Source organism: Streptomyces sp. NPDC089424, assembly GCF_044749345.1.
Classification (GTDB): Bacteria; Actinomycetota; Actinomycetes; order Streptomycetales; family Streptomycetaceae; genus Streptomyces.
Window position 1 is genome coordinate 89088 of sequence record NZ_JBIVHU010000012.1, and the last position, 25682, is coordinate 114769.

Here is a 25682-nt window from a genome sequence, read left to right on the forward strand (position 1 = left end):
GGTTGAGGCGTATGGCTTCGACGTTCGGTCCCGCGCAGGTACTGGTCGCCTCCAACCGGGGCCCGGTCTCGTACGAGGTACGCGACGACGGCTCGCTGCACGCCAGACGCGGTGGCGGCGGGCTCGTCTCCGGCCTCTCCGCGATCGGTCCCGACGCGGGCGCGCTGTGGGTGTGCTCCGCCCTCGGCGACGGCGACCGCGAGGCGGTGCGGCGCGGTGTCGGGGAGTCCGGCGTGCGGATGCTGGACATCGCGGCGGACGTGCACGCCGACGCGTACAACGGCATCGCCAACTCCGTGCTGTGGTTCGTCCACCACATGCTGTACCAGACGCCGCTGGAGCCGGTCTTCGACGCGGAGTTCCGGCGGCAGTGGGCGTCGTACGAGGCCTACAACCGGTCGTTCGCCGAGGCGCTGGCCGAGGAGGCCGCCGAAGGGGCGGCCGTGCTGGTGCAGGACTACCACCTGACGCTGGTGCCTGGAATGCTGCGCGCGCTGCGGCCGGACGTGCGGATCAGCCACTTCTCGCACACCCCGTGGGCACCGCCGGAGTACTTCCGGATGCTGCCGGACGACATCGCCGGGCAGGTGCTGCGGGGCATGCTCGGCGCGGACCGGCTCGGCTTCCTCACCCGGCGGTGGGCGGACGCCTTCACGGCGTGCTGCGAGGCCTTCGCCGGCGGGCTCGGGGACACCCGGATCGGTGTGCACGGCCTCGGGGCCGACGCCGACTTCCTGCGCGAGCGCGCCCACGAGGCCGACGTGGAGGAGCGGATGACCGCGCTGCGCACGGAGATCGGCGAGGGCCGCAGGACGATCGTCCGCGTCGACCGGACGGAGCTGTCCAAGAACATCGTGCGGGGGCTGCTCGCCTACCGGCAGCTCCTCGACGACCGCCCCGAATGGCGTGAACGGGTGGTCCACGTCGCCTTCGCCTACCCCTCGCGGCAGGACCTCGCCGTCTACCGCGACTACACGGCCGAGGTGCGGCGGGTGGCCGACGAGATCAACGAGCGGTACGGGACCCCGGGCTGGACGCCGGTCGTGCTGCACGTGAAGGACGACTTCGCCCGCTCCCTGGCCGCCTACCGGCTCGCGGACGTGGCGCTGGTGAACCCGATCCGCGACGGCATGAACCTGGTCGCCAAGGAGGTGCCCGTCGTCTCCGACGAGGGGTGCGCGCTGGTGCTGTCCCGGGAGGCGGGTGCCTTCGAGGAGCTGGGCGAGGACGCGATCGAGGTGAACCCGTACGACGTCACCGGCACGGCCGCCGCGCTCCACGAGGCCCTGTCGATGCGCCCCGCCGAACGCACCGAGCGGGCCAAGCGGCTCGCGGCGACCGCCACCGCGCTGCCTCCGTCCCAGTGGTTCCTCGACCAACTCCACGCCCTGCGGGACCAGGCGGGGGACTGAGCTCCGGGCGGCCGGGGGCCGCGCCGGTCCTGCCGCTGCCGCCCGGCGCGCTCACGCCTTGAGGTGGGTCGCGAGTCCCGCGAGGAGTTCCACGACGCCCTGCGGGCCCGCGACCACCAGGTCCGCGCGCTCGCGCAGCTCGGTCACCTCGTCGCTGCCGCTGCAGACCAGCAGGCCGGGGGTGCCCTCGGAGCGGAGGGTGTCGACCGCCGCGTAGGCCGGGAGGTCGCCGAGGTCGTCTCCGGCGTAGAGGACGGACTCGGCGCCGAGTCCGCGCACGTGGTCGAGCAGGGCCACGCCCTTGTCCATGCCGGGCGGGCGCAGTTCCAGGACCAGGCGGCCGGGCTCGACGATCAGGCCGTGCCGGGTGGCGAGGTCCGTCAGGGCGGGACGCAGGGCCTCGAAGGCGGCCTGCGGGTCCTCGGCGCGGCGGGTGTGGACGGCGATCGCGTGGCCCTTGTCCTCGGTCCACGTGCCCGGTCCGACGCCGGACCCGTCGAGCAGTCCGGGCAGTTCGGCACGGACGGCGGCGACGCCGGGGTGCGGGGCGGGGGCGCTGACCTCGCCGCTGACCGCGTCCCAGCGCTCGGCGCCGTAGTGACCGAGGACGACGAGGTGCTCCAGACCGGCGACGCCCGCGAAGCCGCCGTGGCGCACGGCGACGGCGGCCGGGCGGCCGGTGACCACCGCGACGGCGGCGACCCGGGGCGCCAGGGCGGCGAGCGCCGGTACGGCGTCCGGGTGGGCGCGGGCCTGCTCGGGGTCGGGCACGATCGGGGCGAGGGTCCCGTCGAAGTCGAGCGCGATCACCGCCTTGCCGGGCCGCGCGAGGATCGCGTCGAGCCCGGCCCGCCCGGCGGAGGTGGCGGGCTTCGGAAGAGTCTTGCCGGTCTCGGTCTCATGACTGCCCATGGAGCGACCCTATCGACCGGCTGGGCGGACCCTAGGGCCTGTCCGACGATTCCCGGCTGCCGGACGGCGCCATGCACGCACTCTCGCCGCACCGGGCCCCGACCCGAGTACGTCCAGCACGCGGGTCAGGACCCGGCACTCCCCCAGCCTTCGGCCGGGGGGACCCCAGAGCACGCACCTGACGCCGGACGGCCGCCCTCCGGGCGACGAGGCGAATCGTCGGACAGGCCTAGCGCTCCGCCCGGCGCCGCTCCCGTATCCGCCGCAGCCGGTTGACCGTCACCGGGTCGTGCGCCAGCGCGCGCGGATCGTCGAGCAGGGCGTTGAGCAGCTGGTAGTAGCGGACCGGGGCCAGGCCGAGCTCCTCGCGTATCGCGCGCTCCTTGGCGCCGGGGCCCGCGAAGCCCCTGCGCTCCAGGGCGAGGATGTCCTGCTCCCGTCGCGCGAGCTGCTCCTGGTCCATGCCCCGCACGGTAGCCGCCCCCACCGACAACGGCGTCACCCCGCCGCCGAGCTCTCCGCCGTCGTGGCCGTCGACTGCAACTGGCCGAGGATCGCCGCCGGACTGCCGCCCGGCGCCACGGCGGTGCCGATCCGGTTCTTGACCTCCGCGCTGATCGACGCCCAGGACGTCTTGCCCACGGGGTAGATCTCGGCGAGGTCGAGCTCGTCCAGGAAGGGCTTCAGGTCCCGGTCCTGGGCCGCCCCGCTCATCGCCTCGGAGGCGGGGTTGGTGACCGGCAGCAGGTCGTACCGGCGGGAGAAGTCGAGGACGTTGCGCTCGCTGTAGACGAAGTCGAGGAAGTCGCCGACCTGCTCCTTGTGGCCGTTCTGCCGGAAGGCGAGCATCCAGTCGGCGACGCCCATGGTGGCCTTGGACTCGCCCTCCACGCCGGGCAACGGCACCATGCCGTACCGCACGCCCTGCTTCTCGGCCATCTTCATCAGCGACGGATGGCCGTTCAGCATGCCGACCTCGCCCTTGGCGAAGGCGGCGAAGGCGTCGGCGCGGTCGAGCTTTCCCGGGGCGACCGGGCCGGTGAGCTGCTCGCCGACCAGTTCGTCGCGCAGCCAGGTGAAGGTCGCGACGTTCTCCGCGGAGTCGATGGTGTACCGGCCGACCGGGTCGGTGTAGCCGCCGCCCCCGCTGAGGAGCCACAGCATGGTCTCGGCCTGCGCCTCCTCCGAGCCGAGCGGCAGCGCGTACGGGTACTTCACACCGTCCGCCTTCAGCGCCTCGGCGGCGTCGGCCAGCTCCTGCCAGGTGGTCGGCGGCGTGACGCCGGCCTCCTCGAAGAGCTCCTTGTTGTAGAAGAGCAGCCGGGTGGAGGCGGCGAACGGCATGCCGTACTGCACCCCGTTGACCTGCCCGGCCCCCGCGAAGGCGGAGGAGAAGCCGGCCTGGACGGGTATGGAGAGCAGGTCGTCCGCGGTGTAGAGCAGATCGTCGGCCGCGTAGTCGGCGTACGCCCCGATCTGCGCCATGTCGGGCGCCTTGCCGGCGTCGACCATCTCCTTGACCTCGCGGTCGACGTCGCTCCAGGAGTAGACGCTGACCTCGACCCGGACGCCGGGATGGTCGGCCTCGTAGGCGTCGACCAGCTGCGCCCAGTACTTCTTCGAGCTGTTCGCCGCGTTGTCGCCGTAGTCCGCGGCCACGAGTCTCAGCGTGACGTCGTCGGAACCTCCGGTGAGGCCGCAGCCACCCAGCACCGCTGTCATGCCCAGTGCGGACATCACCGCGATCATTCCTTTTCTGCGCCGCCGCTGCACGCTGTAACCCACCCTGTCCATACGTCGTTCACGTCGTCCGAATTACGGATTAAGGTCTACACCACGCAAGTGGACTAGACCTCTTCCGGGTACACGGGCCACACTGTCCCCCGTGAGACACGTCATCGCCCTCGATGTGGGCGGCACCGGGATGAAGGCCGCCCTGGTCGGGGCGGACGGCACCCTCCTGCACCAGGCACGCCGCGCCACCGGCCGCGCCCGCGGGCCCGAAGCCGTCGTCGACGGCATCCTCGACTTCGCCGCGGAGCTCCGCGAGCACGGCGAGCGGCACCTCGGCGCCCCCGCCGTCGCCGCCGGGGTCGCCGTGCCCGGCATCGTCGACGAACAGCGGGGCATAGCCGCCTACGCGGCCAACCTCGGCTGGCGTGACGTTCCCCTGCGCGCGCTGGTCGGCGAGCGGCTCGGCGGCCTGCCCGTCGCCCTCGGCCACGACGTGCGCACCGGCGGCCTCGCCGAGGGCCGCATCGGCGCCGGGCAGGGCGCCGACCGCTTCCTGTTCGTGGCGCTCGGCACCGGGATAGCGGGCGCCATCGGCATCGACGGCCGGGTGGAATCGGGCGCGCACGGCTTCGCGGGCGAGATCGGCCATGTCGTCGTACGCCCCGGCGGCACCCCCTGCCCCTGCGGCCAACACGGCTGCCTGGAGCGCTTCGCCTCGGCGTCGGCGGTCAGCGAGGCCTGGGCCGCCGCGACCGGCGCCCCCGAGGCGGACGCCGCGGACTGCGCGAAGGCCGTCGAGTCCGGCGACCCCCGCGCCGCGCGCGTCTGGCAGCAGGCCGTCGACGCCCTGGCCGACGGCCTGGTCACCGCCCTCACCCTGCTGGACCCGCGCACGCTCGTCATCGGTGGCGGGCTGGCGGAGGCGGGGGAAACCTTGTTCACACCACTGCGCGACGCGGTCCAGCGGCGCGTCACCTTCCAGAAGCTGCCGACGATCATCCCCGCGGCCCTCGGGGACACCGCGGGATGCCTGGGAGCCGGCCTGCTGGCCTGGGATCTCCTCGACCTCACCGACCGCAAGGAGGCAACACCCTGATGGCAACCCCCACAGGGGCGCGGGGAACTGCGCGACCAGCCACCACGCACCCGCAGCCCGCGACGGCCGGAGCACCCCTGGTGCTGACCGGTGCCCGCGTGGTCCTCCCCACCGGAACCGTCGAGAACGGCCAAGTGGTCGTCGAGGGCACCCGTGTGGCCGCCACCTCCGCACCCGGCGTCCAGGGGGTCGACCTCACCGGCCACTGGATCGTCCCCGGCTTCGTGGACATCCACAACCACGGAGGCGGCGGAGCCTCCTTCACCTCCGGCACCGTCGACGAGGTCCTCCAGGGCATCCGCACCCACCGCCTGCACGGCACGACCACCCTGGTCGCCTCCACCGTCACCGGCGACATGGACTTCCTCGCCCACCGCGCCGGCCTGCTGTCCGAGCTGGCCGAGCAGGGCGAGATCGCCGGCATCCACTTCGAGGGCCCGTTCATCTCGCCCTGCCGCAAGGGCGCCCACTCGGAGGAACTGCTGCGCGACCCGCAGCCGGCGGACGTGCGCAAGCTGATCGACGCGGCGCGCGGCCAGGCCAGGATGCTGACCCTCGCCACCGAACTGCCGGGCGGCATCGACTCCGTACGGCTGCTCGTGGAGCACGGCGTGATCGCGGCGGTGGGGCACACGGACGCGACCTACGAGCAGACGGCCGAGGCGATCGACGCGGGCGCCACGGTCGCCACGCATCTCTTCAACGCGATGCCCACGCTCGGCCACCGCTCCCCCGGCCCGATCGCCGCCCTGCTGGAGGACGAGCGCGTCACGGTCGAGCTGATCAACGACGGCACGCATCTGCACCCGGCCGCCCTGGAACTGGCGTTCCGTCACGCGGGCGCGGAGCGGGTCGCGTTCATCACGGACGCGATGGACGCGGCCGGCTTCGGCGACGGCCGCTACATGCTGGGTCCGCTGGAGGTCGAGGTCAGCGAGGGCGTCGCCCGGCTGGTCGAGGGCGGCTCCATCGCCGGCTCCACACTCACCCTGGACCGCGCCTTCAAGCGGGCGGTGACGATCGACCGCCTGCCGGTCGAGGACGTCGTACGGGCCCTGTCCGCCAACCCGGCGCGACTGCTCGGGGTGGACGACCGGATCGGCTCCCTGGAGCCCGGCAAGGACGCCGACCTGGTGGTCCTGGACGCGGACTTCGACCTCAAGGGCGTGATGCGCCGCGGAGAATGGGTGGTCGGTCCCCAACTGGACTGAATGTTCCGCCAGTAGAGAGCCGCCCGGGAGACGGTGGCCGACCCGGGGACTGGGCGGTCCGCCGTCTCTTTGGCATGATCGACCCTCCGGAAAACGAGAGACACATCCTCGGGGGAGGTCGGCACGGGTGATCCTCACGGTCACGCTGAACACCGCTCTCGACATCACCTATCGCGTACGGTCCCTGCGGCCCCATGCCACCCACCGCGTCTCGGAGGTCACCGAACGGCCGGGCGGCAAGGGCCTCAACGTGGCCCGGGTGCTGGCCGCGCTCGGCCACGAGGTGACGGTCACCGGGTTCGCCGGGGGCGGCACCGGCCGGATCGTCCAGGAGCGGCTCGCGGTCACGCCCGGCGTGGTCGACGCGCTGGTCCCGATCGGCGGCGCGACCCGGCGCACGATCGCGGTGGTCGACGAGCGCACCGGCGACACCACCCAGCTCAACGAACCCGGCCCGGCGATCACGCCGCCCGAGTGGTCCGCCTTCCAGGAGGCCTACGAGGACCTGCTCACGCCGGCCTCGGCGGTCGCCCTGTGCGGCAGTCTGCCGCCGGGGGTGCCGGTCGGCGCGTACGCGGGCCTGATACGCACCGCCCGCGCGGCCGGCGTGCCCGTGCTGCTGGACACCAGCGGCGAGCCGCTGCGCCGCGGGGTCGCCGCCCGGCCCGACGTGGTCAAGCCCAACAGCGAGGAACTGGCCGAACTCACGGGCTCGCACGAGCCGTTGCGCGGCGCGCAGGCCGCCCGCCGGCGCGGCGCCCACGCGGTCGTCGCCTCCCTGGGCCCGGAGGGCCTGCTGGCCGCCACCCCGGAGGGCACCTGGCGCGCCACCCCACCGACCCGCGTCCACGGCAACCCGACCGGAGCCGGCGACTCCGTCACGGCGGGCCTGCTGGCGGGGCTGGTGGAGCACCGGCCGTGGCCGGAGCGGCTGGGCCGCGCGGTCGCACTCGCGACGGCCACGGTGCGCGCCCCGGTCGCGGGCGAGTTCGACCGGGGGACCTACGAGGAACTGCTGGCGCGGGTCGCGGTGACCGGGGAGGTCAGCGCGGCCTGAGCGCGCCGGGGGCCGCTACTCGACCCAGTCCTTGACGAGCCACACCTGGTCGAGGTTGGCGTCGCACTGGTTGCCCTGCTCGCAGGAGATCTTGACGGTGTTCGTGCCCTTGTTGAGCTCGATGTAGTTGTACGTGCGCGTCCAGCCCTTGGCGTAGTCGCCCTCGGCGGCGTTCGCGTAGTTCTTCATCTTGACCGGCGCGGACGAGGCGGTGCCGTTGACCGTGAGCGTGGCGTCGGCGTCCTTGCCGGGCACGCCGTAGCCGACGTACAGGGTGTACTTGCCGGAGTCGGGGATGCCGTTGACGGTCCAGGTGACCGAGGCGCCGACGGCGTTGAAGCCCGTCACGTAGACACCGCCGTCGGCCTTGGCGCCCTGGATGTCGGACGCCGTCGTGGCGCCGCCGCCGAGCTGGAGCGCCTTGGCGTCGATCGTCGGCAGCTCGGCCTCGGTGTCGGCGCTGCTCTCGCCGGACGGGGTCGACTCCGCGCTCTGCGAGGTGGACGGCGTGGCGGCGGGGTCCTCACCGGCCTGCTTGTCGTCGTCGCCGCCCAGCATGGCCACGCCGATGCCGATGACGACCGCGGCGACCACGGCGATCGCGCCGATCAGCAGGCCCTTGGTGTTGGGTCCGCGACCGCGGCCGCCGCCCCCGCCGGAGCCGTGTCCGGGCATCGGCGACTGGGTGGTCTGCGCGCTGCCCGGGAACGTCTCGGGTGCCGCGTAGTGCGCGTTCGGCCGGCCGTAGGTGCCCTGGGGCTGCTGCGGCGGCACGTTCGGCTGACCGTAGGCCTGCTGAGCGTACGGCCGCTCGCCGACCGTACGCACCCTGCTGACCGAGTTCGGGTAGCCGTAGCCGCCGGACGGGGGCTGGGCGCCGTTGGCCTGACCGTCGGCGTAGAGGTAGCCGAACGGGTCGTCGTCCTCGGGCGTGCTCGCGCCGTTGTTGCCGGGCGTCATCCCTTGGTACTCCTCAACAGGTGCGGAACGGATGCGTACGTGTGGTGAGAATGGCGAGCCTACCCGCTCCCGGTGGCCCAAACGGGTGACCCGGGTCGCATCACCCCGTCGACCTGCGGATCATCCCGCGCGTCGATGTTGTTTGGGACGAGATCGTTTCTCGACGTACATCCGTTCATCGGCGGATTTCAGCACCTCGTCCGCCGTCATGCCGCAGTGCGCCCAGCCGATGCCGAAACTGGCCCCGACGCGCACGGCCCGGCCCTCGGCCCGGATCGGCTGGATGATCTCGTTGCGCAGCCGTACGGCCAGGTCCTGGGCGTCCGCCCGGCCGAGCCCGTCGGCGAGGATCACGAACTCGTCGCCGCCGAGGCGGGCGACCGTGTCGCCGTCCCGGACGCCGTTGCCGAGCCGCCGGGCGACCTCGATGAGCACGGCGTCGCCCGCGTTGTGGCCGAAGCGGTCGTTGATCGACTTGAAGCCGTCGAGGTCGCAGAAGAGCACCGCGAGCCCCTTGGTGCCGTCGTCCGCCTCACCCTCGGGGGCGACGGTGTGCACGTGGTGGTCGTAGACCTCGTACGAGTCCGCGCCGCCCGGCACGAAGTCGAAGCCGTGCCCGCCGGCGTCGTAGACCGGGTGGCCGAAGGCCTCCTGCGAGTCGAAGGCGCCGTGGTAGCCGGTCTGCGGGCGCTGGCAGAGCCGGGCCGCGAGGCGGGCCCGCAGCTCCGCGGAGTTCGGCAGGCCGGTGAGGGAGTCGTGGGAGGCGCGGTGGGCGAGCTGGAGCTCGCGGCGCTTGCGCTCCTCGATGTCCTCGACGTGGGTGAGCAGGAAGCGGGGGCCGTCGGCGGCGTCGGCGACGACGGAGTTGCGCAGGCTGACCCAGACGTAGGTGCCGTCGCGGCGGCCGAGGCGCAGCTCGGCCCGGCCGCCCTCGGCGGAGGTGCGCAGGAGCGTGCCTATGTCCTCGGGGTGGACGAGGTCGGAGAAGGAGTAGCGGCGCATCGCGGAGGCGGGGCGGCCCAGGAGGCGGCACAGCGCGTCGTTGGTGCGGAGTATGCGCCCGTGCTGGTCGCCGCCCATCTCGGCGATGGCCATGCCGGAGGGCGCGTACTCGAACGCCTGCCTGAAGCTCTCCTCGCTCGCCCGCAGGGCCTGCTGCTCGCGCTCCAGGCGGACCAGGGCGCGCTGCATGTTCGCACGTAGACGCGCGTTGCTGATCGCGATGGCGGCCTGGAAGGCGTACATCTGGAGCGCCTCGCGGCCCCAGGCGCCGGGCCGGCGGCCGTTGCGCGGGCGGTCCACGGACAGGACGCCGATCAGCTCGCCGGAGGCGGGGCCGCCCTGGGCGCCGGGCTTCGCGTACATCGGGGCGAAGAGGCGGTCGGAGGGGTGCCACTCGTCCTCGAAGCGCGGCGCGGGCCCCTCGGTGTACCACTGCGGTACGTCGTCGTCGTCGAGGACCCAGCCCTCGGTGTGCGGGATGAAGACGAGGTCGCCCCACTGCTCGCCCATGTTCAGCCGCCGGTCCCAGGACTCCCGGGAGCCGGCCCGGCCGGTGATGAGCGCCTCGGCGGCCGGGTTGCCGGAGAAGGCGGCGACGACGAGGTCGCCGTCGGGGCGCACGAGGTTGACGCACGCCAGCTCGAAGCCGAGGGCGCTGACGACCCCGTTCGCGACCGTCTGCAAGGTGTCCGCCAGGCTGCGGGCCGTGTTCATGTCGGCCATGACCTGGTGCAGTTGTCGCAGGGACGCAAGGCGGACGTACGGCTCCGACTCGGTCTCCATGCTCGCCCTCCCCCCGAGTTCTCGCAGCGAATCAAGGGTTCTCTTCGGCGCCCTTTTCTGAGTGGTGCCCTTACAGCTTCCGGTACAGCGTCCCGCCACTGAATCACAGCGCGCTGCTCACTCGGTACACAGGGTCAACAATTAATGCCCCTTGTGACTCAAGTCACAGGAGAACATGAACAATTGAGTGGAGTTTCTGCGTTTTTCCCGTGCGTTTAACGAACGCAAAATTTGTGCGGGTGTCCATCAACTGTCCACAGTCGCCCGTCGCAGGTCCTAGGACCGCCTTCGGGCCGAGGTCCGATGCGGCGCGCACGCACCGGAGATTAGCGTTTCGGATGTGCCGAACACACCCGCAGCCGCGCCGCCCGTCCCCGTTCCCGCCCAGCCCGCCCCGGCATCGCCGGTTGGGCATGCTGTGGGGGTGACCGACGACGAGTTCCGTGCCGCGATGTCCCGGCTGGCCGCAGGGGTGGTCCTGGTGACCGCGTGCGAGCCCGCGCTCGACCCCGACGACCCGCAGGCGCCGGTCGGCGAGGACGTCGGCATGACGGCGACGGCCTTCATGTCCGTCTCCCTCGACCCGCCGCTGGTCATGGTCAGCCTGCGCGACGGCTCCCGCATGGACGACCTGCTCGCCGAGCAGCCCGACTGGGCGGTCTCGGTCCTGTCCGAGAGCCAGCGGCACATCGCCGGCCGGTTCGCCATGAAGGGCCGCATCAGCGACCGCCTGCTCTTCGAGGACATCCCTTACGTCCGCGGCGAGGTGACCGGCGCCCCCCTCGTGGGCGGGGCGCTGGCGACACTGGAGTGCCGGACGGAGCAGCGGGTGCCGGCCGGGGACCACACGCTCGTGATCGGGCGGGTCCTGACGGCCCGGGTGCCCAGCGCGGACGGCGGCCCGCTGATGTACTTCAAGGGCCGCTACCGGCACCTGGGGTGAGCCGCGGCGGCCTTGTCGGCCCACCCCCGCCGGGCGACGTGCCCCAGGTCACGGTGACGTCGATCCCGGACAGGAGCGCGACGTCGCTCACGATCTCGATGACGGCGATCCGCTCCCCCACCAGGGTGAAGCGCAGCACCTGCACCAGCCGCCGCCCGTCGTCCGAGAACACCGCGAGCCCCGGTGCCCCGTCGAGCAGGGCGTGCCGGGCGACGCGGGCGAGGTGCGCGAAGCGGGTCGCGCCGGAGGCGACCCCGGCGGCGCCGGTGGTCACGCCGGCCTCGCTCCTGGCCACGACATCCGGGTCGAGCACCCTCAGCAGCCCGTCGAAGTCGCCGCCCCGTGAGGCGGCGAGGAACGCGTCGACGACCGCCCGGCGCCGCGCGAGGTCCGCGTCGGGCGCCGGAGCACCCCGCACCCGCCGCCGCGCCCGGCTGGCCAGCTGCCGCGCCGCGGCCGGCGTGCGTCCCACGACGGCGGCGACCTCGTCGTAGGGCACCGCGAACATGTCGTGCAGCACGAAGGCGAGCCGTTCTGCGGGGGTCAGCGTGTCGAGCACGACGAGCAGGGCGATACCCACGGAATCGGCCAGCAGGGCGTCGCGCTCGGGATCGGGGGCGGCGACGGCAGCACGGTCCGGGGAGTGCTCCAGCGGCTCCTCCGCCCGGGACCTGCGCGAGCGAAGCATGTCGAGGCAGACCCGGCCGACGACGGTGGTCAGCCAGCCTCCGAGGTTGCCGACCTCGCGCGTGTCGCCGCGGCTCAGCCGGAACCACGCCTCCTGCACGGCGTCGTCGGCCTCCGCGAGGGAGCCGAGCATGCGGTGGGCGACGGCACGCAAGTGCGGGCGGTGCGCCTCGAAACGCTCGGCGAGGAAGTCGTCGTCACTCATCGGTCCCGTTCACCAGCCCTCGTCGTGGATGCCCTCGGGACTATGACGGAGGGGGTGCGGGAAATGTGACGGGAGGCCTCGGGCGAGGGGGCGGATTATCGCGCCGGGCGGGTCGGGCGCCGACTGATTTTTTGTTCAGTACATGCTGACCAATTGTTTAGTAGCCGCGTAATGCCCACCGCGCTCCGGTCAATGCCAGTCGCGGCCGGAGCGTCCCCGCTTGGTGTCGGAGCGCTGCTTCTTCTGACGCAGCCGGCGTTCGTTGATGCCGCGGGGGATCCGGGTCGGCGTGCGGGGCTTGGGCGGGGGCGCGGTGGCCTCCGCCAGAAGTGCCGCGAGGCGTACGGCCGCGGCCTCGCGGTTGCGCCACTGGGAGCGGTGCTCGGAGGCGCGGACCGTCAGGACACCGTCGACGAGCCGGCCCGCCAGCCGTTCCAGGGCGCGCCGCTTCCACACCTCGGGCAGGGCCTCGGTGCCGGCCAGGTCGAAGCGCAGCTCCACGCTGGTGTCGCTGGTGTTGACGTGCTGGCCACCGGGCCCGGACGAGCGCGAGAAACGCCACTGGAGCTCGGACTCGGGCAGCGAGACGGAGCCGCGGATGACGTGAGGACGACCGGACATGACTGACATGTTCCCGCCTGAAGGGGTGGGAGTCACCCGAATATCGCCACCGGACGCGGCAGCCGGGTAAAGAAAGTAAAGCGCGGGGAACCCATGGCACCACCTGCGGCGTTCATACGGGTAGCTGTAGCTTCAGCAACGGCACCGCATAGCGCACGCTTCGAGGGAAGGAACTCCCGACCATGGCTGTAAGCCTGTCCAAGGGTGGCAACGTCTCGCTCACCAAGGAGGCTCCGGGCCTGACCGCCGTCACCGTGGGCCTCGGCTGGGACGTCCGGAGCACCACCGGTACCGACTTCGACCTCGACGCGTCCGCGATCGCGGTCAACGCGCAGGGCAAGGTCTTCTCGGACCAGCACTTCGTCTTCTTCAACAACAAGCAGACGCCGGACCAGACGATCGTCCACACCGGTGACAACCGCACGGGCGAGGGCGCCGGCGACGACGAGCAGATCAACGTCAACCTGGCCGGCCTCCCCGCCGACATCGACAAGATCGTCTTCCCGGTCTCGATCTACGACGCGGAGACCCGCTCGCAGAACTTCGGCCAGGTCCGCAACGCCTACATCCGCATCATCAACCAGGCCGGCGACACGGAGATCGCCCGCTACGACCTCTCCGAGGACGCGGCCACCGAGACCGCCATGGTCTTCGGCGAGCTCTACCGCAACGGCGCCGAGTGGAAGTTCCGCGCCGTGGGCCAGGGCTACGCCTCGGGCCTGGTCGGCATCGCCCAGGACTTCGGTGTGAACGTCTGAGCGACGGCCACCCCCACCGCCTGACCACCGGGCCCCTCGGCGACCGCGCCGAGGGGCCCGTGGCGTGTCCGACGCTGTGACCGCGAAGGGCTCGCCCCCGGCACCGCCCGGCTTCAGCGCGGTCCGGGCTTCGGCTTCCCCTCCCCGTACAGCCAGTCCTCCCAGACGCGGTCGAAGTCCTTGTCCGGCGCCCGTTCCTCGACGTAGCGCGTGAAGTCCTCCGTGCTCGCGTTCCCGTGGCGGTGGGCGGCGGCCCAGCCTCGCAGCAGGGCACCGAACGCGGCGTCGTCGTCGAGGGTCCGGCGGATCTCGTGGAGGACCATCGCGCCGCGGTCGTAGACCGGGCGGCCGGAGATGTGCTCGGCGCCGGGCGGATACGCGGGTGGGAAGAGCCAGACGGCCGCGTTCTCCTCGGGGGTGGCGTAGCGCGTGCCGGCGTAGAGCTCGTCGAAGGTGTGCTGGGCGGTGTCACCGCCGTGGCCCTCCGCCCACAGCCACTCCGCGTACGTGGCGAAGGCCTCGTTGAGCCACATGTCCCGCCAGGACCTGGGGGTGACGGAGTTGCCGTACCACTGGTGGGCGATCTCGTGGACGAGGAGCGGGACGTCCGGGGTGCCGGGGAAGAAGGGGCGGGTCTGGGTCTCCAGGGCGTAGGCGGCGTCCCCGGGGCGGGCGACGATCGCACCGGCGGAGGCGAACGGGTACGGGCCGAAGCGGTCCTGCGACCAGGCCAGCACCTCGGGCAGGCGCGCCAGGACCGCACGGCTCGCGGCGGCCTCGGCCGGGTCGACCGCGGTGTGCACCGGCAGGCCGTCCGGGGTCGCCGTGCGGCTGACGTCGTAGCGGCCCACGGCGAGGGTGGTGAGGTAGCTCGCCATGGGCCGGCCCATGTGCCAGCGGGCGGTCGTGCGGCCGCCGGTGGTGCTCTCGCCCCTCGGCTCGCCGTTGGAGATCGCTCGCAGCCCCTTCGGGACGGTGACCTCGATGTCGTACGTCGCCTTGTCCGAGGGGTGGTGGTTGCCCGGGTACCAGGCCATCGACCCGACCGGCTCGCCCAGCGCCAGCGCGCCGCCCGCCGTGGGCAGCCAGCCCTCCTGCGAGCTGTCCGGGTCGGTGATCGTGACCGGGGTGCCGGAGTAGCGGACCGCGACGCGGAAGGTGCGGCCCTCGGCGAGGTCGTCGGGCGGGCGGACGGTCAGTTCCTGCCCGGCGCGGTTCCAGCGGGCGGCGGTGCCGTCGACGGTGACCTTCTCCACCCGCAGTCCCCGCAGATCCAGGTTGAAGGCGGAGAGGTCCTGGGTGGCGCGGGCCGTGATCGTCGCCCGGGCGGCGAGGTGGCGGGTGCCGGGCGTGTAGGACAGGGCCAGGTCGTAGTGACTGACGTCGTAGCCGCCGTTGCCGGCCTTCGGGAAGTACGGGTCGCGCAGGCCCGCGCCGCCGGGGGTGCCGCCCTCGACGCCGCCGCTCGCGCACGCGGTCAGGGCGAACGCGAGGACGGCGGCGGGGACAACCGGTGCGAAACGGGACACGTCATTGATCCTACGAGTGGCGTGACACCATCACGTACGTGCTCGACATCGGCTACGCCCTCTCCAACCGCTTCCCGGACCCGCCCCAGACCGACTACCGCCGCGCTGACGTGCACGCCCTGCGGCACGACCTGTTCTGCGGTGACGTCTATCTCGCCGAGACCACGTCGGACCGGGAGCTGTCCACAGCCTGGGGATGGGTGCCGGTGCTCGACTTCGCGTGGGCCCTGTGCGACATCGTCGAGCAGCTCGACCGCGACCCGGCCGGCTCCCGCGCCTCCCGCCCCCAGCACGCGGAGCTGGACTTCACCGAGTCCACCGACCGTCTGCTCTTCGAGCGCCGCTTCGGCTGGGTCGACGTCGAGGCCGACTGGCAGCCGGCCGACGAGCCGCCGCTGAGCTTCTCCCATGCCGAACTCCGCCGTGAGGCACGCGACTTCCTGCACGATCTGGTCGCCGACCTGTGCGATCTGCACGAGGACCTGGCGGAGAACCCGGCGATCTGGTCGCTGCAGGCGAAGTTCCCCCGGATGCCGTGACACGGGCGGGCACGGACCCTCATCTCGCGGGCCTCGTCCCGGGCCTCATCCCGCCTCGACCCTGATCCCCAGCGCCCCCGCCAGCACGGGCGCCAGCTCCACCAGCTGGCCCGGGCTGATCACCGCGCCCGACAGCCGGTCCACGCCCCGCGTGATCTCCAGCGGCGCCGCCCCGCGCAGGTCCACGTCCACCAGGGTCGCCGTACCGAAGTCGGCCCCCTTCAGGGCGCAGTCGGCGAACTCGACCCGCTCCAGCGAGGCACCCCCGAAGTCCGGCTCCACAAGGACGCATCCCTCGAAGACCACGTCCCTCAGCCGGGCCCCCCGGAAGTTCAGGAAGTCGAGCTTGCCGCCCCGGACCAGCACCCGCTCCCACACCCCGCCGTGCAGTTGCGTGCCGCCGAGGCGGGCGTCGCGCAGCTCGACGTCACGCAGGGTGGCCTCCGCCAGGTTCGTCCCCACACCACGGGGCGCGGTCAGGACCGACTCCAGGAAGCGCGCCCGGTGCAGTCGCGTCTCGTCCAGCGCGCACCCGGTCAGCGCGCAGTCCATGAAGCGGGCGCCCCCGCCGTCCTGGCCGCCGAGCTCCGCGTCCCGGAACTCCAGCCCGTCGTAGTCCCCGTCCGCCTCCAGGCCACCCCCCTCGTATGCCACCAGCGCCGGCAGCCGCAGCTCCGGTCGCCGTGCCGCCTTCACGCCGCCCGACGCTCGCCTCACCATGCCCACCATCCTGCACCCCGCCACCGACAACCGCCCTGACCTGCGAAGACGCACCCCGGAAGGCAACGAGGGGGCCCGCACCTCGCGGAAGAAGTACCTGAGTTCCCGCCCCGATGTCACATTCCGGGCCCGGCATCGCGTCGTACTCCCGGAAACCGGAAGGCGAACCCCAGCAAGGGAGAGCGACCCATGCCCCACCTCACCGTCGTCGGCGGCGGCTTCGCCGGTCTCACCGCCGCCATCGCCGCCGCCGAAGCAGGCGCCAAGGTCACCGTCCACGAGTCCCACCACACCCTCGGCGGCCGGGCCCGCACGGCGCAGGGCCCGTACCGGACGAACGAGGGTCCGCACGCCCTCTACGACGGCGGCCCGCAATGGAGCTGGCTCGCGCGGCGGGACCTGATCGGGCCCCTCGCTGCCCTCCCGCCGCTGGAGGCCTCCCGGCTGCGGCTGCGCCACCGGGGCGCCCTGCGCCGGGTCCCGCCCCTGGCCATGCTGAGGCTGCTGCGCCGCCCCGCCCGGCGGGCCCCCGTCGACGTCGACTTCCTGACCTGGGCCACCCGGCAGGTGGGCGAGGAGGGTGCGCGGGCCGCCGCGCACTTCACGGCCGTCGCCCTCTTCCACCACGACCCCGGCGCCCTGTCCGCCGCGTTCGTGCAGGAACGGCTGCGCCGCTCCACCGCGTTGCCGCCCGAGGCGCACTATCCGCGCGGCGGCTGGGCGAGCGTCGTCGACCGGATGGCCGCCCGCGCCTGGAATCTCGGCGTCCGCATCGAGACCCTGTCCCGCGTCGACACCCTCCCCACCGACGCGCCGGTGATCGTCGCCACCTCGCTCGACGCCGCCCGCCACCTCCTCGGCGACGCCTCGCTGACCTGGCCGAGCGGTCGTACGACCCTCATCGACCTCGCCGTACGCACCCGGCGCGGCGACCCGTTCGTCCTGAGCGACCTCGACGCCACCGGCTGGCTCGAACGCTTCACCGCGCAGGACCGCACTCTCGCCCCCGCCGGCGAGCAACTCGTCCAGGGCCAGATCCCGATCGCCCCGCACGAGTCCCGCGCCGACGGCATCGCCCGCGCCGAGCAGTTGCTCGACCTCGGCTACGACGGCTGGCGCGACCGCGTCACGTGGCGGCGCGAGGCGATCGCGGCCGGCCGCACCGGCGCCGTCGACCTGCCCGGAGCCACCTGGCGCGACCGGCCCGCCGTGGACCGCGGCGACGGCGTGTACCTGGCGGGCGACCAGGTCGCCGCGCCCGGCGTCCTGTCGGAGGTGTCCTTCAACAGCGCGCTCGCCGCCGTGTCCCTGGCGCTCGGACAGCACGGCCCGCGATCACTTGACCTCAAGCGCGCTTGAGGTTGAACAGTGGCGGGACCAGTAGGCCACCAGTCACGGGGGACCCCATGCACGCCATCCGCCTCCACGCCTTCGGCCCCGCCGAGAACCTCACCGTCGAGGAGGTCGACGATCCCCTGCCCGCCCCCGGTCAGGTCCGCATCGCCGTCGCCGCCGCCGGCGTCCACCTGCTCGACACGGCGATCCGCGCGGGCCACGCCGGACCCGGCCCCGCGCCCACCCTGCCGACCGTCCCCGGCCGCGAGGTCGCCGGAGTGGTCGAGTCGCTCGGCGACGGCACCGACGAGGCATGGCTCGGCAGACGGGTCGTCGCCCACCTGGGCTTCGCCCCCGGCGGCTACGCCGAGCTCGCCGTCACCGACGCCGAACGCCTGCACGAGATCCCCGCGGGTCTCGACTTCGCCGAGGCCGTCGCGATGATCGGCACGGGGCGCACCGCGATGGGCATCGTGCAGTTCGCCGAACCGGGGCCGGACGACGTGGTCGTGATCCCGGCCGCCGCCGGCGGTCTGGGCACCCTCCTCGTGCAGTACGCCAAGAACGCCGGGGCCACCGTCGTCGGCCTGGCCGGGGGTCCGGAGAAGACGGAGCGGGTGGCCGCGAACGGAGCCGATCTCGCCGTCGACTACCGGGACCCCGCCTGGCCGGAGAAGGTCAGGGCCTACGACGGCGAGGTCACGATCGTCTACGACGGGGTCGGCGGGGACACCGCCCGCACCGCCGTCGGCCTGCTCGCCCCCGGCGGCACGCACGTCGTCTTCGGCTGGTCCGCCGAGGGCATCGCCGACGGCGGCCCGCTGATCGTGGAGGGGGTCACCGTGCAGGTCCTCGGCCCGCCGATGCTGGAGAAGGCGGGCGGTCCGAACCCGATGCGCACCCTGGAGCTGCGCTCGCTCGCCGAGGCCGCCGCGGGCCGGCTGGTCCCGGCGGTCCACCGCTTCCCGCTCGCCGAGGCCGCGGCCGCGCACCGGGCGCTGGAGAGGCGCGGCACGACGGGCAAGGTGGTCTTGGAACAGTAAAGACCTGACCGGGTGGGGCGTGGCATCACGAGAGGTTCGCCCCTGTTCATGGTCTTCTGTCCGAATGACCGCGCCTAGGACCGGAGACCCCAGGGCTTCCGCCGACGCCGACCCCCACCGCTGGTGGGGGCTGGTGGTGATCGCCCTCGCCCAGCTGATGGTCGTCCTCGACTCGACGATCGTGAACATCGCGCTGCCGTCGGCCCAGGACGAGCTCGGCATGTCCGACGGCAACCGCCAGTGGGTGATCACCGCTTACACCCTCGCCTTCGGCGGTCTGCTGCTGCTCGGCGGCCGGATCTCCGACCTGATCGGCCGCAGGCGCACGTTCGCCATCGGGCTGATCGGCTTCGCCGCCGCCTCCGCGCTGGGCGGCGCCGCCGTCACCCCGGGAATGCTGTTCGGCGCACGCGCCCTCCAGGGCGCCTTCGCGGCCGTGCTCGCGCCGTCCGCGCTGAGCCTGCTCGCCACGACGTTCACCGATCCCAAGGAACGCGGCAAGGCCTTCGGCATCTTCGGTGCCCTGGCCGGCAGCGGCTCCGCCATGGGCTTCATCGTGGGCGGGCTGCTGACCGAGTACCTCAACTGGCGCTGGTGCCTGTACGTCAACACCCCCATCGCGCTGCTCGCGCTGCTCGGCGCCTTCACCGTCCTGCGCGACCGGCCCGGGCGGCCGGGCGCCCGCCTCGACGTGCCCGGCGTGCTGCTCGGCTGCGGCGGACTGGTCGCGCTGGTCTACGGCTTCAGCGAGGCCGAGTCGCACGGCTGGGCCCACCTGTCGGTCCTCGGGCTGCTCGCGGCGGGGGTCGCGCTGCTCGCCGCGTTCGTGTGGTGGCAGACCCGGGCGCCGCTGCCGTTGCTCCCGCTGCACATCGTCCGGGACCGCAACCGTGCGGGCTGCTATCTGACGATGATGCTGGCCATCATGGGGATGTTCGGCCTGTTCCTCTTCATGACCTACTACTTCCAGGTCGTCCTCGGCTACTCACCGGCGTGGAGCGGTCTCGCCTTCGTCCCCATCACGGCCGCGACCGTCATCGGCTCCACCCAGATCGCGGGCCGCCTGCTCCAGCACGTCCCGCCCCGCACCATGATGGCGCCCGGCATGTTCCTGTCCGCCTGCGGCATGGTGCTGCTCACCCAGCTCACCGTGGACTCCTCCTACGTCGGCGACATCCTGCCCGGCCTGATTCTGGTCGGCCTCGGCATGGGCCTGACGTACATGCCGGTGTTCGCCACGGTGACGTCCGGCGTCGCCCCGCAGGACTCGGGCGTCACCTCGGCGACCCTCAACACCTCGCAGCAGGTGGGCGGTTCCATCGGTACGGCGCTGCTGAACACGATCGCCAACACCAGCACCGCCGCCTTCCTCACCGCCCATCTCACCCGGTCCGCCGACCCCGCGGAGGTGGCCCGCGAGGCCGTCGTCCACGGCTACACGGTCGCTCTGTGGTGCGCCGCCGGCGTCATGCTCATGGCGGGCCTGGTCACGGCCCTGATGGTGACGGCCCGAGCCCCGAAGCACGCGGCCCCGGCGCAGACACCGGTCCCGGAGACGGCCCGCTGACGCCGGCTCAGGCCGCTCCCGAACCCAGCGCGGCAAGCGCCCCGTCGGTCAGCCGGTACACCGTCCACTCGTCCTGCGGACGGGCGCCCAGGGCCTCGTAGAAGTCGATCGCGGGGCGGTTCCAGTTCAGGACCGACCACTCCAGGCGCTGGTAGCCGCGCTCACCGCAGATCCGCGCCAGTTCCCGCAGCAGCGCCTTGCCGTGACCGCCGCCCCGCGCGCCGGGGCGTACGTAGAGGTCCTCCAGGTAGATGCCGTGCACTCCGCGCCACGTGGAGAAGTTGAGGAACCACAGCGCGAAGCCGACCGCCTCGCCGGTGGTGTCGTCGGCCGCGATGTGCGCGTACGCGGCGGGGCGCTCACCGAAGAGCGCCTCGCGCAGCTGCTCCTGCGTCGCCTTCGCCTCCTGGGGCTCCTTCTCGTACGCGGCGAGCTCGCGCACCAGGGCGTGGATGACGGGGATGTCGTCGGGTGTGGCGGTACGGATCATGCCCGCAGGCTAACCACCCGGGCGCGCCGCGCGGTCCCGGCCCCCGGGCGTGGCCGGCACGCCCTTACGCGCGGTCCCGCAGCCGGCGCGCGATCTCCAGTTGGCCGGCCTGCACCGGGCGGCCGTCCTCGATCTCCCACAGGGTGTTCTGCAGCACGCGCGCGAGGGTCCACGCGCGGGCACGCGCGCGCTCCAGCCCGAGCACGTCCGTCATGGCGTCGAACCGCCAGCACACCTCCTCCGCCTCGAAGCGGTTGTCGAGCGCGGGCATCAGGTCGAAGCCGGGGTCGCCGGCGAGGGGTTTGGGGTCGATGGCGAGCCAGGGGGCGCGCTCGGAGGCGAGGACGTTCTCGAAATGCAGGTCCCAGTGCAGGAGCCGGTCCCCCGGCTCGTGAACCACCTCGCGTACGGCGGCGGCGCAGTCGGCGATCAGACGGCGCGCCCCCGGGTCGGGGACCCGTTCCAGCGCCCGCGGCGTCCGCTCCAGCATCCCGCGCGCGATGTCGCCGAGCCGGCGCATGCCCTCGGGGGCCGGCCCGCAGGACAGACGGGCCAGCAGCCGGGCGACGACCAGCACGGCCGCCCGGGAGTCGGGCAGGTGGGACAGCATCCGGGTGGGGTCGAGGCGTTCGAGGAGCGTCGTGCCCGTCGCCGGGTCGTGGTCCAGCAGCCGTACCGCGCCGTCCCCGTCCCAGACGCGCAGGGCGACCGGCTCGCCCGCGCTCTCCTCGTCGAGCGGCTGCAACTTCAGCGCCGCGCGCGTGCCGTCCGCGCCGACGACCGGCAGGACCAGCGCGCTCACGCCGTGCATCGCAGGGCCGTCGGTCCGCAGCTGCCAGCGGTCCAGGAAGTCCGCCGCCAGCCGGGGCAGTCCGGCGACGAAGGCGCTGCCCTCCTCGCCGTTGTACATCGCCTGGGACGCGGCCAGTTCCGCGGGCACCTCGATCACGGGACAGACCCTACGGACGGACCGGGTCCGCCTCGACCCGATATCGCGACGGAGCGGGCCGGAGGTGCGTGTCCCGCTGGGTGGTCCGGCCCCGAGATCGACGAAATCCGAAGGAGACAGGCCCCGTGCCCAGCGGTAACGTCCCGCCCATGAGCAGCTCGGCAGGCAGCACCGTCAACGGCGGCGTCTCCTTCTGGTACGCCCAGGAGGGCTTCCCCGCCCCGCGGGAACCCCTCGGCGGTGACGCCTCCGCGGACGTCGTGATCGTCGGCGGCGGGTACACGGGGCTGTGGACGGCGTACTACCTGAAGAAGGCCGCGCCCTTCCTCCGCGTCACCGTCCTGGAGCAGAAGTTCTGCGGCTACGGCGCCTCCGGCCGCAACGGCGGCTGGCTCTACAACGGCGTCGCGGGCCGCGACCGGTACGCGCGCGTGCACGGCCACGAGGCAGCCGTCCGCCTTCAGCGGGCCATGAACGACACCGTCGACGAGGTCATCAGGGCCGCCGGTGAGGAGGGCATCGAGGCCGACGTCCACAAGGGCGGCGTCCTCGAAGTCGCCCGCACACCCGCCCAGCTGGCCCGCCTGAAGGCGTTCCACGCGCACGAGCTGACGTACGGCGAGAAGGACCGCGAGCTGTACGACGCCCGCCGGACCGCCGAGCGGATCAGGGTGGCGGGCGCGGTCGGCTCGTCCTGGACGCCGCACGGGGCCCGCATCCACCCCGTGAAGCTGGTGACCGGCCTCGCACGCGCCGTCGAGGCCCTCGGGGTGACCCTCCACGAGTCGACGCCGGTCACGGAGATCCGCCCCAAGCACGCGGTGACCCCGTACGGCACGGTCCGCGCCCCCTACGTGCTGCGCTGCACCGAGGGCTTCACGGCGTCCCTGAAGGGCCAGCGGCGCACCTGGCTGCCCATGAACTCCTCCATGGTCGCGACCGAGCCGCTCACCCCGCGGCAGTGGGAGGCGATCGGCTGGGACGGCCGCGAGACCCTCGGCGACATGGCCCACGCCTACATGTACGCCCAGCGCACCGCCGACGGCCGGATCGCGCTCGGCGGCCGCGGGGTGCCGTACCGCTTCGGCTCCCGCACGGACAACGACGGCCGCACCCAGGAGGCCACCGTCGTGGCGCTGCGCGAGATCCTGGAGGGTTTCTTCCCGGCCCTGACCGGCGTCCGCATCGAGCACGCCTGGTCCGGCGTCCTCGGCGTACCCCGCGACTGGTGCGCCACGGTCACCCTGGACCGCGCCACGGGCCTCGGCTGGGCCGGCGGCTACGTCGGCTCGGGGGTCGCCACCGCCAACCTCGCCGCCCGCACCCTGCGCGACCTGGTCCAGCTCGACTCCGGCCAGGGCACCCGCACCGACCTGACGGACCTGCCCTGGGTCGACCACAAGGTCCGCAAGTGGGAACCGGAACCCCTGCGCTGGCTCGGCGTCCACGGCATGTACACCACCTACCGCACCGCCGACCGCCGCGAACTCACCACCCACACCCCGAAGTCGTCCCGCCTGGCCCACCTGGCGAACCGCGTGGCGGGCCGCCACTGAACGACCAAGGGGACGCCGCGCGAAACCAGTTGGTGCAGGGCTGACACGACAGCCGTCCAGACCGACGGCCAACCAGGCATGGCCGTCGTCAGAATCTGGCCACGGACGCTGGACTCACTGCACTGCTCGGCGCCGCCGTGGGCTCCCTTGCCACCCTCGACTCCGCGATGGTCACCGGGCGTGTGACGGCGCACTGCGTGTGGGCGGCGTACCGGCATGTGACGTCGGACACATGTCCCCCGTAGATGCCGAACGCCCCGGACCGGTGGCCGGGGCGTTTGTGCTGCTCAGGAGAAGAGCCCCCTGTCGGATTCGAACCGACGACCTTCGCTTTACAAGAGCGGCGCTCTGACCAGCTGAGCTAAGGAGGCCTGTCACGCGCGCGTGGCGGCGTGCCCGAGCAGTGTACCCAGCTCCCACCCCGGCCCTGTCGAAAATTTCCGCGAAGTTCACAGGGGCTGGACTACTGACAGAACAGGTGAACGCGGGGTACGGTCCTGACGCAGTTCACTCACGTGGACTAAACCACCACCTTCCTACAACGGATCGTCCGGCACGTTCCTGCCGGTAGAAGGGGGCCCATTCACCATGGCCACTGTCTCGTTCGACAAGGCGACCCGGATCTACCCGGGTTCCGACAAGCCCGCCGTCGACGCACTCGACATCGAGATCGAGGACGGGGAGTTCCTCGTTCTGGTCGGTCCGTCCGGCTGCGGCAAGTCCACCTCCCTGCGGATGCTGGCCGGCCTGGAGGACGTGAACGCCGGCGCCATCCGCATCGGCGACCGCGACGTCACGCACCTGCCGCCGAAGGACCGGGACATCGCCATGGTGTTCCAGAACTACGCGCTCTACCCGCACATGACCGTCGCCGACAACATGGGCTTCGCGCTCAAGATCGCCGGCGTCAACAAGGCGGAGATCCGGCAGAAGGTCGAAGAGGCCGCGAAGATCCTCGACCTCACCGAGTACCTGGACCGCAAGCCGAAGGCCCTCTCCGGCGGTCAGCGCCAGCGTGTCGCCATGGGCCGCGCGATCGTGCGTGAGCCGCAGGTCTTCCTCATGGACGAGCCGCTGTCCAACCTGGACGCCAAGCTCCGCGTCTCCACCCGTACGCAGATCGCCTCGCTGCAGCGCCGCCTCGGCATCACCACCGTCTACGTCACCCACGACCAGGTCGAGGCCATGACCATGGGCGACCGGGTGGCCGTGCTCAAGGACGGTCTGCTCCAGCAGGTCGACTCCCCGCGCAACATGTACGACCGCCCGGCGAACCTCTTCGTCGCCGGCTTCATCGGCTCCCCCGCGATGAACCTCGTCGAGGTGCCGATCGCGGACGGCGGTGTGAAGTTCGGCAAGAGCGTGGTGCCGGTCGACCGGGACGCGCTCTCGGCCACCACCGACAAGACGGTCACCGTCGGCGTCCGCCCCGAGCACTTCGACGTGGCCGGCGCGGAGGCCGAGCAAGGCCTCGCGATCACCGTGAACGTGGTCGAGGAGCTCGGCGCCGACGCGTACGTCTACGGCACCGCCCAGCTCGACGACAACTCCAAGGACCTGGTGGTCCGCGTCAACGGCCGTGACGTCCCGGAGAAGGGCAGCACGCTGCACGTCGTGCCGCGCTCCGGCGAGACCCACGTCTTCTCGACCTCGACGGGTGAGCGTCTCTCCGACTGAGCCGCCCGCCGGCCCGCCCGGCCGGACCGTCCGACGAAACACCCGACCCGGGTAATTCACCCAGGTTGACGAATGGGGCCCCGCAGCCTGGCCGCGGGGCCCTTTTCCGTGTCGACAAATACCCCGGCACACTGGGCCATTTCGAGCAATGTGCGTCAACCCGGCACCCGGAAGAAGTCGCCACTTCGTCACCCGTACCGGTGACCAAATGTCGCCAAATCATTACCGGGCGCTACCCTCACTCGCGTGAAGCACTCCACCACCTCACAGATGCGACGCGGCCAGAGCCCCGCCCGCCGGATCGGCCGCTCCCTCGCCCTCGTTCTGCCTGTCGTCCTGGTGCTCTCCGGGACTCTCGCGGTCACGCGGGTCAACTGGTCGGGAGACCCCGAGAGCTCGGTGCTCACCGCAGCGGACGTCTCGGCCTCCGGCCCCCACGGCCGCACCGCGCCCCGCGCCCCGCACGAGGTGCTGCGCGACCAGCTCCTCACCGAGCTCCAGGAGACCGACCCGGGCACCGCCCTCACCCACCTCCAGCAGGCGGTGGACGAGCGTCCCTCGCTGGCCCGCCACTGCACCTCGATCGCCCGCGCCCTCGGCCGTGCCGCGGTCCGCATCTACGGCCCCACGCGCGCCCAGTCCTACTCCCGCCCCGTCTGCGACACCTCGTTCGCCTCGGGCGTCCTGGCGGCCCACGGTTGACCCCCCTCGGCACCGGAAGCCACGTGAGCCCCGCCCCGGCCCCCACAGGCCGCAGGCGGGGCCCCACGCCCCGTCCAGCACGCGCACATGAGCCGCGTCGCCCCGAGGCGGGCCTCTCCGGGTCCGGGACCAGTACCGCCGCCGGCCTGACCCATGCACCCGCGTCGGCCCCCGTCCCGCCGCCGTGACGCCCC

Annotated in this window: 24 protein-coding genes and 1 tRNA gene; 13 read left to right on the forward strand and 12 right to left on the reverse strand. The window is 72.7% G+C overall.

Features of this window, described 5'->3' with window-relative positions; translation table 11 throughout:
- The first annotated feature begins 11 nt into the window (after nucleotides 1-11).
- Complete coding sequence (locus ACIP2X_RS36755) at nucleotides 12-1412, forward strand: trehalose-6-phosphate synthase (RefSeq protein WP_401682351.1); 1401 nt, start codon at nucleotides 12-14, stop codon at nucleotides 1410-1412.
- 51 nt (nucleotides 1413-1463) lie between these two features.
- Here ACIP2X_RS36755 and otsB read toward each other — a convergent pair whose 3' ends face one another.
- From otsB to ACIP2X_RS36770, 3 genes are all read right to left on the reverse strand, one after another.
- Nucleotides 1464-2324: a trehalose-phosphatase gene (gene otsB / locus ACIP2X_RS36760; RefSeq protein ID WP_401682353.1), complete on the reverse strand. Its 861-nt coding sequence runs from the start codon at nucleotides 2322-2324 to the stop codon at nucleotides 1464-1466.
- Between the two features lie 229 nt (nucleotides 2325-2553).
- On the reverse strand, nucleotides 2554-2787 hold the full coding sequence (locus ACIP2X_RS36765) for a DUF3263 domain-containing protein (protein ID WP_401682355.1): 234 nt from the start codon (nucleotides 2785-2787) through the stop codon (nucleotides 2554-2556).
- A 35-nt stretch (nucleotides 2788-2822) separates the two neighbouring features.
- Nucleotides 2823-4061 carry an ABC transporter substrate-binding protein gene (locus tag ACIP2X_RS36770; protein WP_401682357.1) on the reverse strand — a complete coding sequence of 413 codons (1239 nt, stop codon included), beginning with the start codon at nucleotides 4059-4061 and terminating at the stop codon, nucleotides 2823-2825.
- A gap of 148 nt (nucleotides 4062-4209) precedes the next feature.
- Between ACIP2X_RS36770 and ACIP2X_RS36775 the strand changes: the two genes are divergently transcribed.
- The 3 genes from ACIP2X_RS36775 to ACIP2X_RS36785 all read left to right on the forward strand — a co-directional run bounded on the left by ACIP2X_RS36775 (nucleotide 4210) and on the right by ACIP2X_RS36785 (nucleotide 7422).
- Entirely contained in the window at nucleotides 4210-5154 is a 945-nt protein-coding gene (locus ACIP2X_RS36775; RefSeq protein WP_401682360.1) for an ROK family protein, read from the forward strand.
- On the forward strand, nucleotides 5154-6365 hold the full coding sequence (gene nagA / locus ACIP2X_RS36780) for an N-acetylglucosamine-6-phosphate deacetylase (RefSeq protein WP_401682363.1): 1212 nt from the start codon (nucleotides 5154-5156) through the stop codon (nucleotides 6363-6365). The genes ACIP2X_RS36775 and nagA overlap by 1 nt, the downstream gene beginning before the upstream one ends.
- A gap of 127 nt (nucleotides 6366-6492) precedes the next feature.
- On the forward strand, nucleotides 6493-7422 hold the full coding sequence (locus tag ACIP2X_RS36785; protein WP_401682366.1) for a 1-phosphofructokinase family hexose kinase: 930 nt from the start codon (nucleotides 6493-6495) through the stop codon (nucleotides 7420-7422).
- A 15-nt stretch (nucleotides 7423-7437) separates the two neighbouring features.
- Here the strand turns inward: ACIP2X_RS36785 and ACIP2X_RS36790 are convergent, their stop codons facing one another.
- Together ACIP2X_RS36790 and cdgB are read right to left on the reverse strand one after the other, a co-directional pair.
- Nucleotides 7438-8382, reverse strand: a complete 945-nt coding sequence (locus ACIP2X_RS36790) for a CBM35 domain-containing protein (protein WP_401682369.1) — start codon at nucleotides 8380-8382, stop codon at nucleotides 7438-7440.
- A gap of 120 nt (nucleotides 8383-8502) precedes the next feature.
- Complete coding sequence (cdgB, locus tag ACIP2X_RS36795) at nucleotides 8503-10167, reverse strand: diguanylate cyclase CdgB (RefSeq protein ID WP_401682372.1); 1665 nt, start codon at nucleotides 10165-10167, stop codon at nucleotides 8503-8505.
- A gap of 340 nt (nucleotides 10168-10507) precedes the next feature.
- Between cdgB and ACIP2X_RS36800 the strand changes: the two genes are divergently transcribed.
- Nucleotides 10508-11110, forward strand: a complete 603-nt coding sequence (locus ACIP2X_RS36800) for a flavin reductase family protein (protein WP_401682375.1) — start codon at nucleotides 10508-10510, stop codon at nucleotides 11108-11110.
- Here the strand turns inward: ACIP2X_RS36800 and ACIP2X_RS36805 are convergent.
- Both ACIP2X_RS36805 and arfB read right to left on the reverse strand, forming a co-directional pair.
- Nucleotides 11082-12002 (reverse strand): sigma-70 family RNA polymerase sigma factor, encoded by a 921-nt coding sequence (locus tag ACIP2X_RS36805; protein WP_401682378.1) that lies wholly within the window; start codon nucleotides 12000-12002, stop codon nucleotides 11082-11084. The two genes, ACIP2X_RS36800 and ACIP2X_RS36805, sit on opposite strands and share 29 nt — an antisense overlap.
- Before the next feature lie 189 nt (nucleotides 12003-12191).
- Entirely contained in the window at nucleotides 12192-12632 is a 441-nt protein-coding gene (arfB, locus tag ACIP2X_RS36810) for an alternative ribosome rescue aminoacyl-tRNA hydrolase ArfB (protein WP_401682381.1), read from the reverse strand.
- Nucleotides 12633-12805: 173 nt separating this feature from the next.
- Here arfB and ACIP2X_RS36815 point away from each other — a divergent pair, with 173 nt between their 5' ends.
- Complete coding sequence (locus ACIP2X_RS36815) at nucleotides 12806-13381, forward strand: TerD family protein (RefSeq protein WP_401682384.1); 576 nt, start codon at nucleotides 12806-12808, stop codon at nucleotides 13379-13381.
- A 113-nt stretch (nucleotides 13382-13494) separates the two neighbouring features.
- Here ACIP2X_RS36815 and ACIP2X_RS36820 read toward each other — a convergent pair whose 3' ends face one another.
- Nucleotides 13495-14910 (reverse strand): M1 family metallopeptidase, encoded by a 1416-nt coding sequence (locus ACIP2X_RS36820; RefSeq protein ID WP_401682387.1) that lies wholly within the window; start codon nucleotides 14908-14910, stop codon nucleotides 13495-13497.
- Between the two features lie 38 nt (nucleotides 14911-14948).
- On the opposite strand from ACIP2X_RS36820, the gene ACIP2X_RS36825 reads away from it, so the two are divergent.
- Entirely contained in the window at nucleotides 14949-15449 is a 501-nt protein-coding gene (locus tag ACIP2X_RS36825) for a hypothetical protein (RefSeq protein WP_401682390.1), read from the forward strand.
- Between the two features lie 45 nt (nucleotides 15450-15494).
- On the opposite strand, the gene ACIP2X_RS36830 is transcribed toward ACIP2X_RS36825, so the two are convergent.
- Nucleotides 15495-16169, reverse strand: coding sequence for a pentapeptide repeat-containing protein (locus ACIP2X_RS36830; RefSeq protein ID WP_401682392.1), 675 nt, complete (start codon nucleotides 16167-16169; stop codon nucleotides 15495-15497).
- 189 nt (nucleotides 16170-16358) lie between these two features.
- Between ACIP2X_RS36830 and ACIP2X_RS36835 the strand changes: the two genes are divergently transcribed.
- From ACIP2X_RS36835 to ACIP2X_RS36845, 3 genes are all read left to right on the forward strand, one after another.
- Nucleotides 16359-17528 (forward strand): FAD-dependent oxidoreductase, encoded by a 1170-nt coding sequence (locus ACIP2X_RS36835; RefSeq protein WP_401682395.1) that lies wholly within the window; start codon nucleotides 16359-16361, stop codon nucleotides 17526-17528.
- A gap of 47 nt (nucleotides 17529-17575) precedes the next feature.
- Entirely contained in the window at nucleotides 17576-18547 is a 972-nt protein-coding gene (locus ACIP2X_RS36840) for a zinc-binding dehydrogenase (protein ID WP_401682397.1), read from the forward strand.
- A 64-nt stretch (nucleotides 18548-18611) separates the two neighbouring features.
- Nucleotides 18612-20114, forward strand: a complete 1503-nt coding sequence (locus tag ACIP2X_RS36845) for an MFS transporter (protein WP_401682399.1) — start codon at nucleotides 18612-18614, stop codon at nucleotides 20112-20114.
- 7 nt (nucleotides 20115-20121) lie between these two features.
- On the opposite strand, the gene ACIP2X_RS36850 is transcribed toward ACIP2X_RS36845, so the two are convergent.
- A complete protein-coding gene (locus tag ACIP2X_RS36850; RefSeq protein ID WP_401682402.1) occupies nucleotides 20122-20604 on the reverse strand; it encodes a GNAT family N-acetyltransferase in 483 nt (160 codons plus the stop codon).
- A 64-nt stretch (nucleotides 20605-20668) separates the two neighbouring features.
- A complete protein-coding gene (locus tag ACIP2X_RS36855) occupies nucleotides 20669-21514 on the reverse strand; it encodes an aminoglycoside phosphotransferase family protein (RefSeq protein ID WP_401682630.1) in 846 nt (281 codons plus the stop codon).
- A 188-nt stretch (nucleotides 21515-21702) separates the two neighbouring features.
- On the opposite strand from ACIP2X_RS36855, the gene ACIP2X_RS36860 reads away from it, so the two are divergent.
- Nucleotides 21703-23109 (forward strand): NAD(P)/FAD-dependent oxidoreductase, encoded by a 1407-nt coding sequence (locus tag ACIP2X_RS36860; protein ID WP_401682404.1) that lies wholly within the window; start codon nucleotides 21703-21705, stop codon nucleotides 23107-23109.
- Between the two features lie 297 nt (nucleotides 23110-23406).
- Here ACIP2X_RS36860 and ACIP2X_RS36865 read toward each other — a convergent pair.
- Nucleotides 23407-23480, reverse strand: a tRNA-Thr gene (locus ACIP2X_RS36865).
- Between the two features lie 217 nt (nucleotides 23481-23697).
- Here ACIP2X_RS36865 and ACIP2X_RS36870 point away from each other — a divergent pair.
- Both ACIP2X_RS36870 and ACIP2X_RS36875 read left to right on the forward strand, forming a co-directional pair.
- Nucleotides 23698-24786, forward strand: coding sequence for an ABC transporter ATP-binding protein (locus tag ACIP2X_RS36870; protein WP_401682407.1), 1089 nt, complete (start codon nucleotides 23698-23700; stop codon nucleotides 24784-24786).
- 246 nt (nucleotides 24787-25032) lie between these two features.
- Entirely contained in the window at nucleotides 25033-25488 is a 456-nt protein-coding gene (locus tag ACIP2X_RS36875; protein ID WP_401682410.1) for a hypothetical protein, read from the forward strand.
- Nucleotides 25489-25682: the final 194 nt, after the last annotated feature.

Bases quoted from the DNA above. Each gene is read 5' to 3' on its own strand.
- otsB (WP_401682353.1), bottom strand. From the start codon at position 2,324: ATGGGCAGTCATGAGACCGAGACCGGCAAGACTCTTCCGAAGCCCGCC.
- ACIP2X_RS36830 (WP_401682392.1), bottom strand. From the start codon at position 16,169: ATGGTGAGGCGAGCGTCGGGCGGCGTGAAGGCGGCACGGCGACCGGAG.
- ACIP2X_RS36815 (WP_401682384.1), top strand. From the start codon at position 12,806: ATGGCTGTAAGCCTGTCCAAGGGTGGCAACGTCTCGCTCACCAAGGAG.
- ACIP2X_RS36840 (WP_401682397.1), top strand. From the start codon at position 17,576: ATGCACGCCATCCGCCTCCACGCCTTCGGCCCCGCCGAGAACCTCACC.
- arfB (WP_401682381.1), bottom strand. From the start codon at position 12,632: ATGTCAGTCATGTCCGGTCGTCCTCACGTCATCCGCGGCTCCGTCTCG.
- ACIP2X_RS36770 (WP_401682357.1), bottom strand. From the start codon at position 4,061: ATGTCCGCACTGGGCATGACAGCGGTGCTGGGTGGCTGCGGCCTCACC.
- cdgB (WP_401682372.1), bottom strand. From the start codon at position 10,167: ATGGAGACCGAGTCGGAGCCGTACGTCCGCCTTGCGTCCCTGCGACAA.
- ACIP2X_RS36855 (WP_401682630.1), bottom strand. From the start codon at position 21,514: ATGTACAACGGCGAGGAGGGCAGCGCCTTCGTCGCCGGACTGCCCCGG.
- ACIP2X_RS36835 (WP_401682395.1), top strand. From the start codon at position 16,359: ATGCCCCACCTCACCGTCGTCGGCGGCGGCTTCGCCGGTCTCACCGCC.
- ACIP2X_RS36790 (WP_401682369.1), bottom strand. From the start codon at position 8,382: ATGACGCCCGGCAACAACGGCGCGAGCACGCCCGAGGACGACGACCCG.
- ACIP2X_RS36870 (WP_401682407.1), top strand. From the start codon at position 23,698: ATGGCCACTGTCTCGTTCGACAAGGCGACCCGGATCTACCCGGGTTCC.
- ACIP2X_RS36755 (WP_401682351.1), top strand. From the start codon at position 12: ATGGCTTCGACGTTCGGTCCCGCGCAGGTACTGGTCGCCTCCAACCGG.
- nagA (WP_401682363.1), top strand. From the start codon at position 5,154: ATGGCAACCCCCACAGGGGCGCGGGGAACTGCGCGACCAGCCACCACG.
- ACIP2X_RS36850 (WP_401682402.1), bottom strand. From the start codon at position 20,604: ATGATCCGTACCGCCACACCCGACGACATCCCCGTCATCCACGCCCTG.
- ACIP2X_RS36805 (WP_401682378.1), bottom strand. From the start codon at position 12,002: ATGAGTGACGACGACTTCCTCGCCGAGCGTTTCGAGGCGCACCGCCCG.
- ACIP2X_RS36860 (WP_401682404.1), top strand. From the start codon at position 21,703: ATGAGCAGCTCGGCAGGCAGCACCGTCAACGGCGGCGTCTCCTTCTGG.
- ACIP2X_RS36845 (WP_401682399.1), top strand. From the start codon at position 18,612: ATGACCGCGCCTAGGACCGGAGACCCCAGGGCTTCCGCCGACGCCGAC.
- ACIP2X_RS36765 (WP_401682355.1), bottom strand. From the start codon at position 2,787: ATGGACCAGGAGCAGCTCGCGCGACGGGAGCAGGACATCCTCGCCCTG.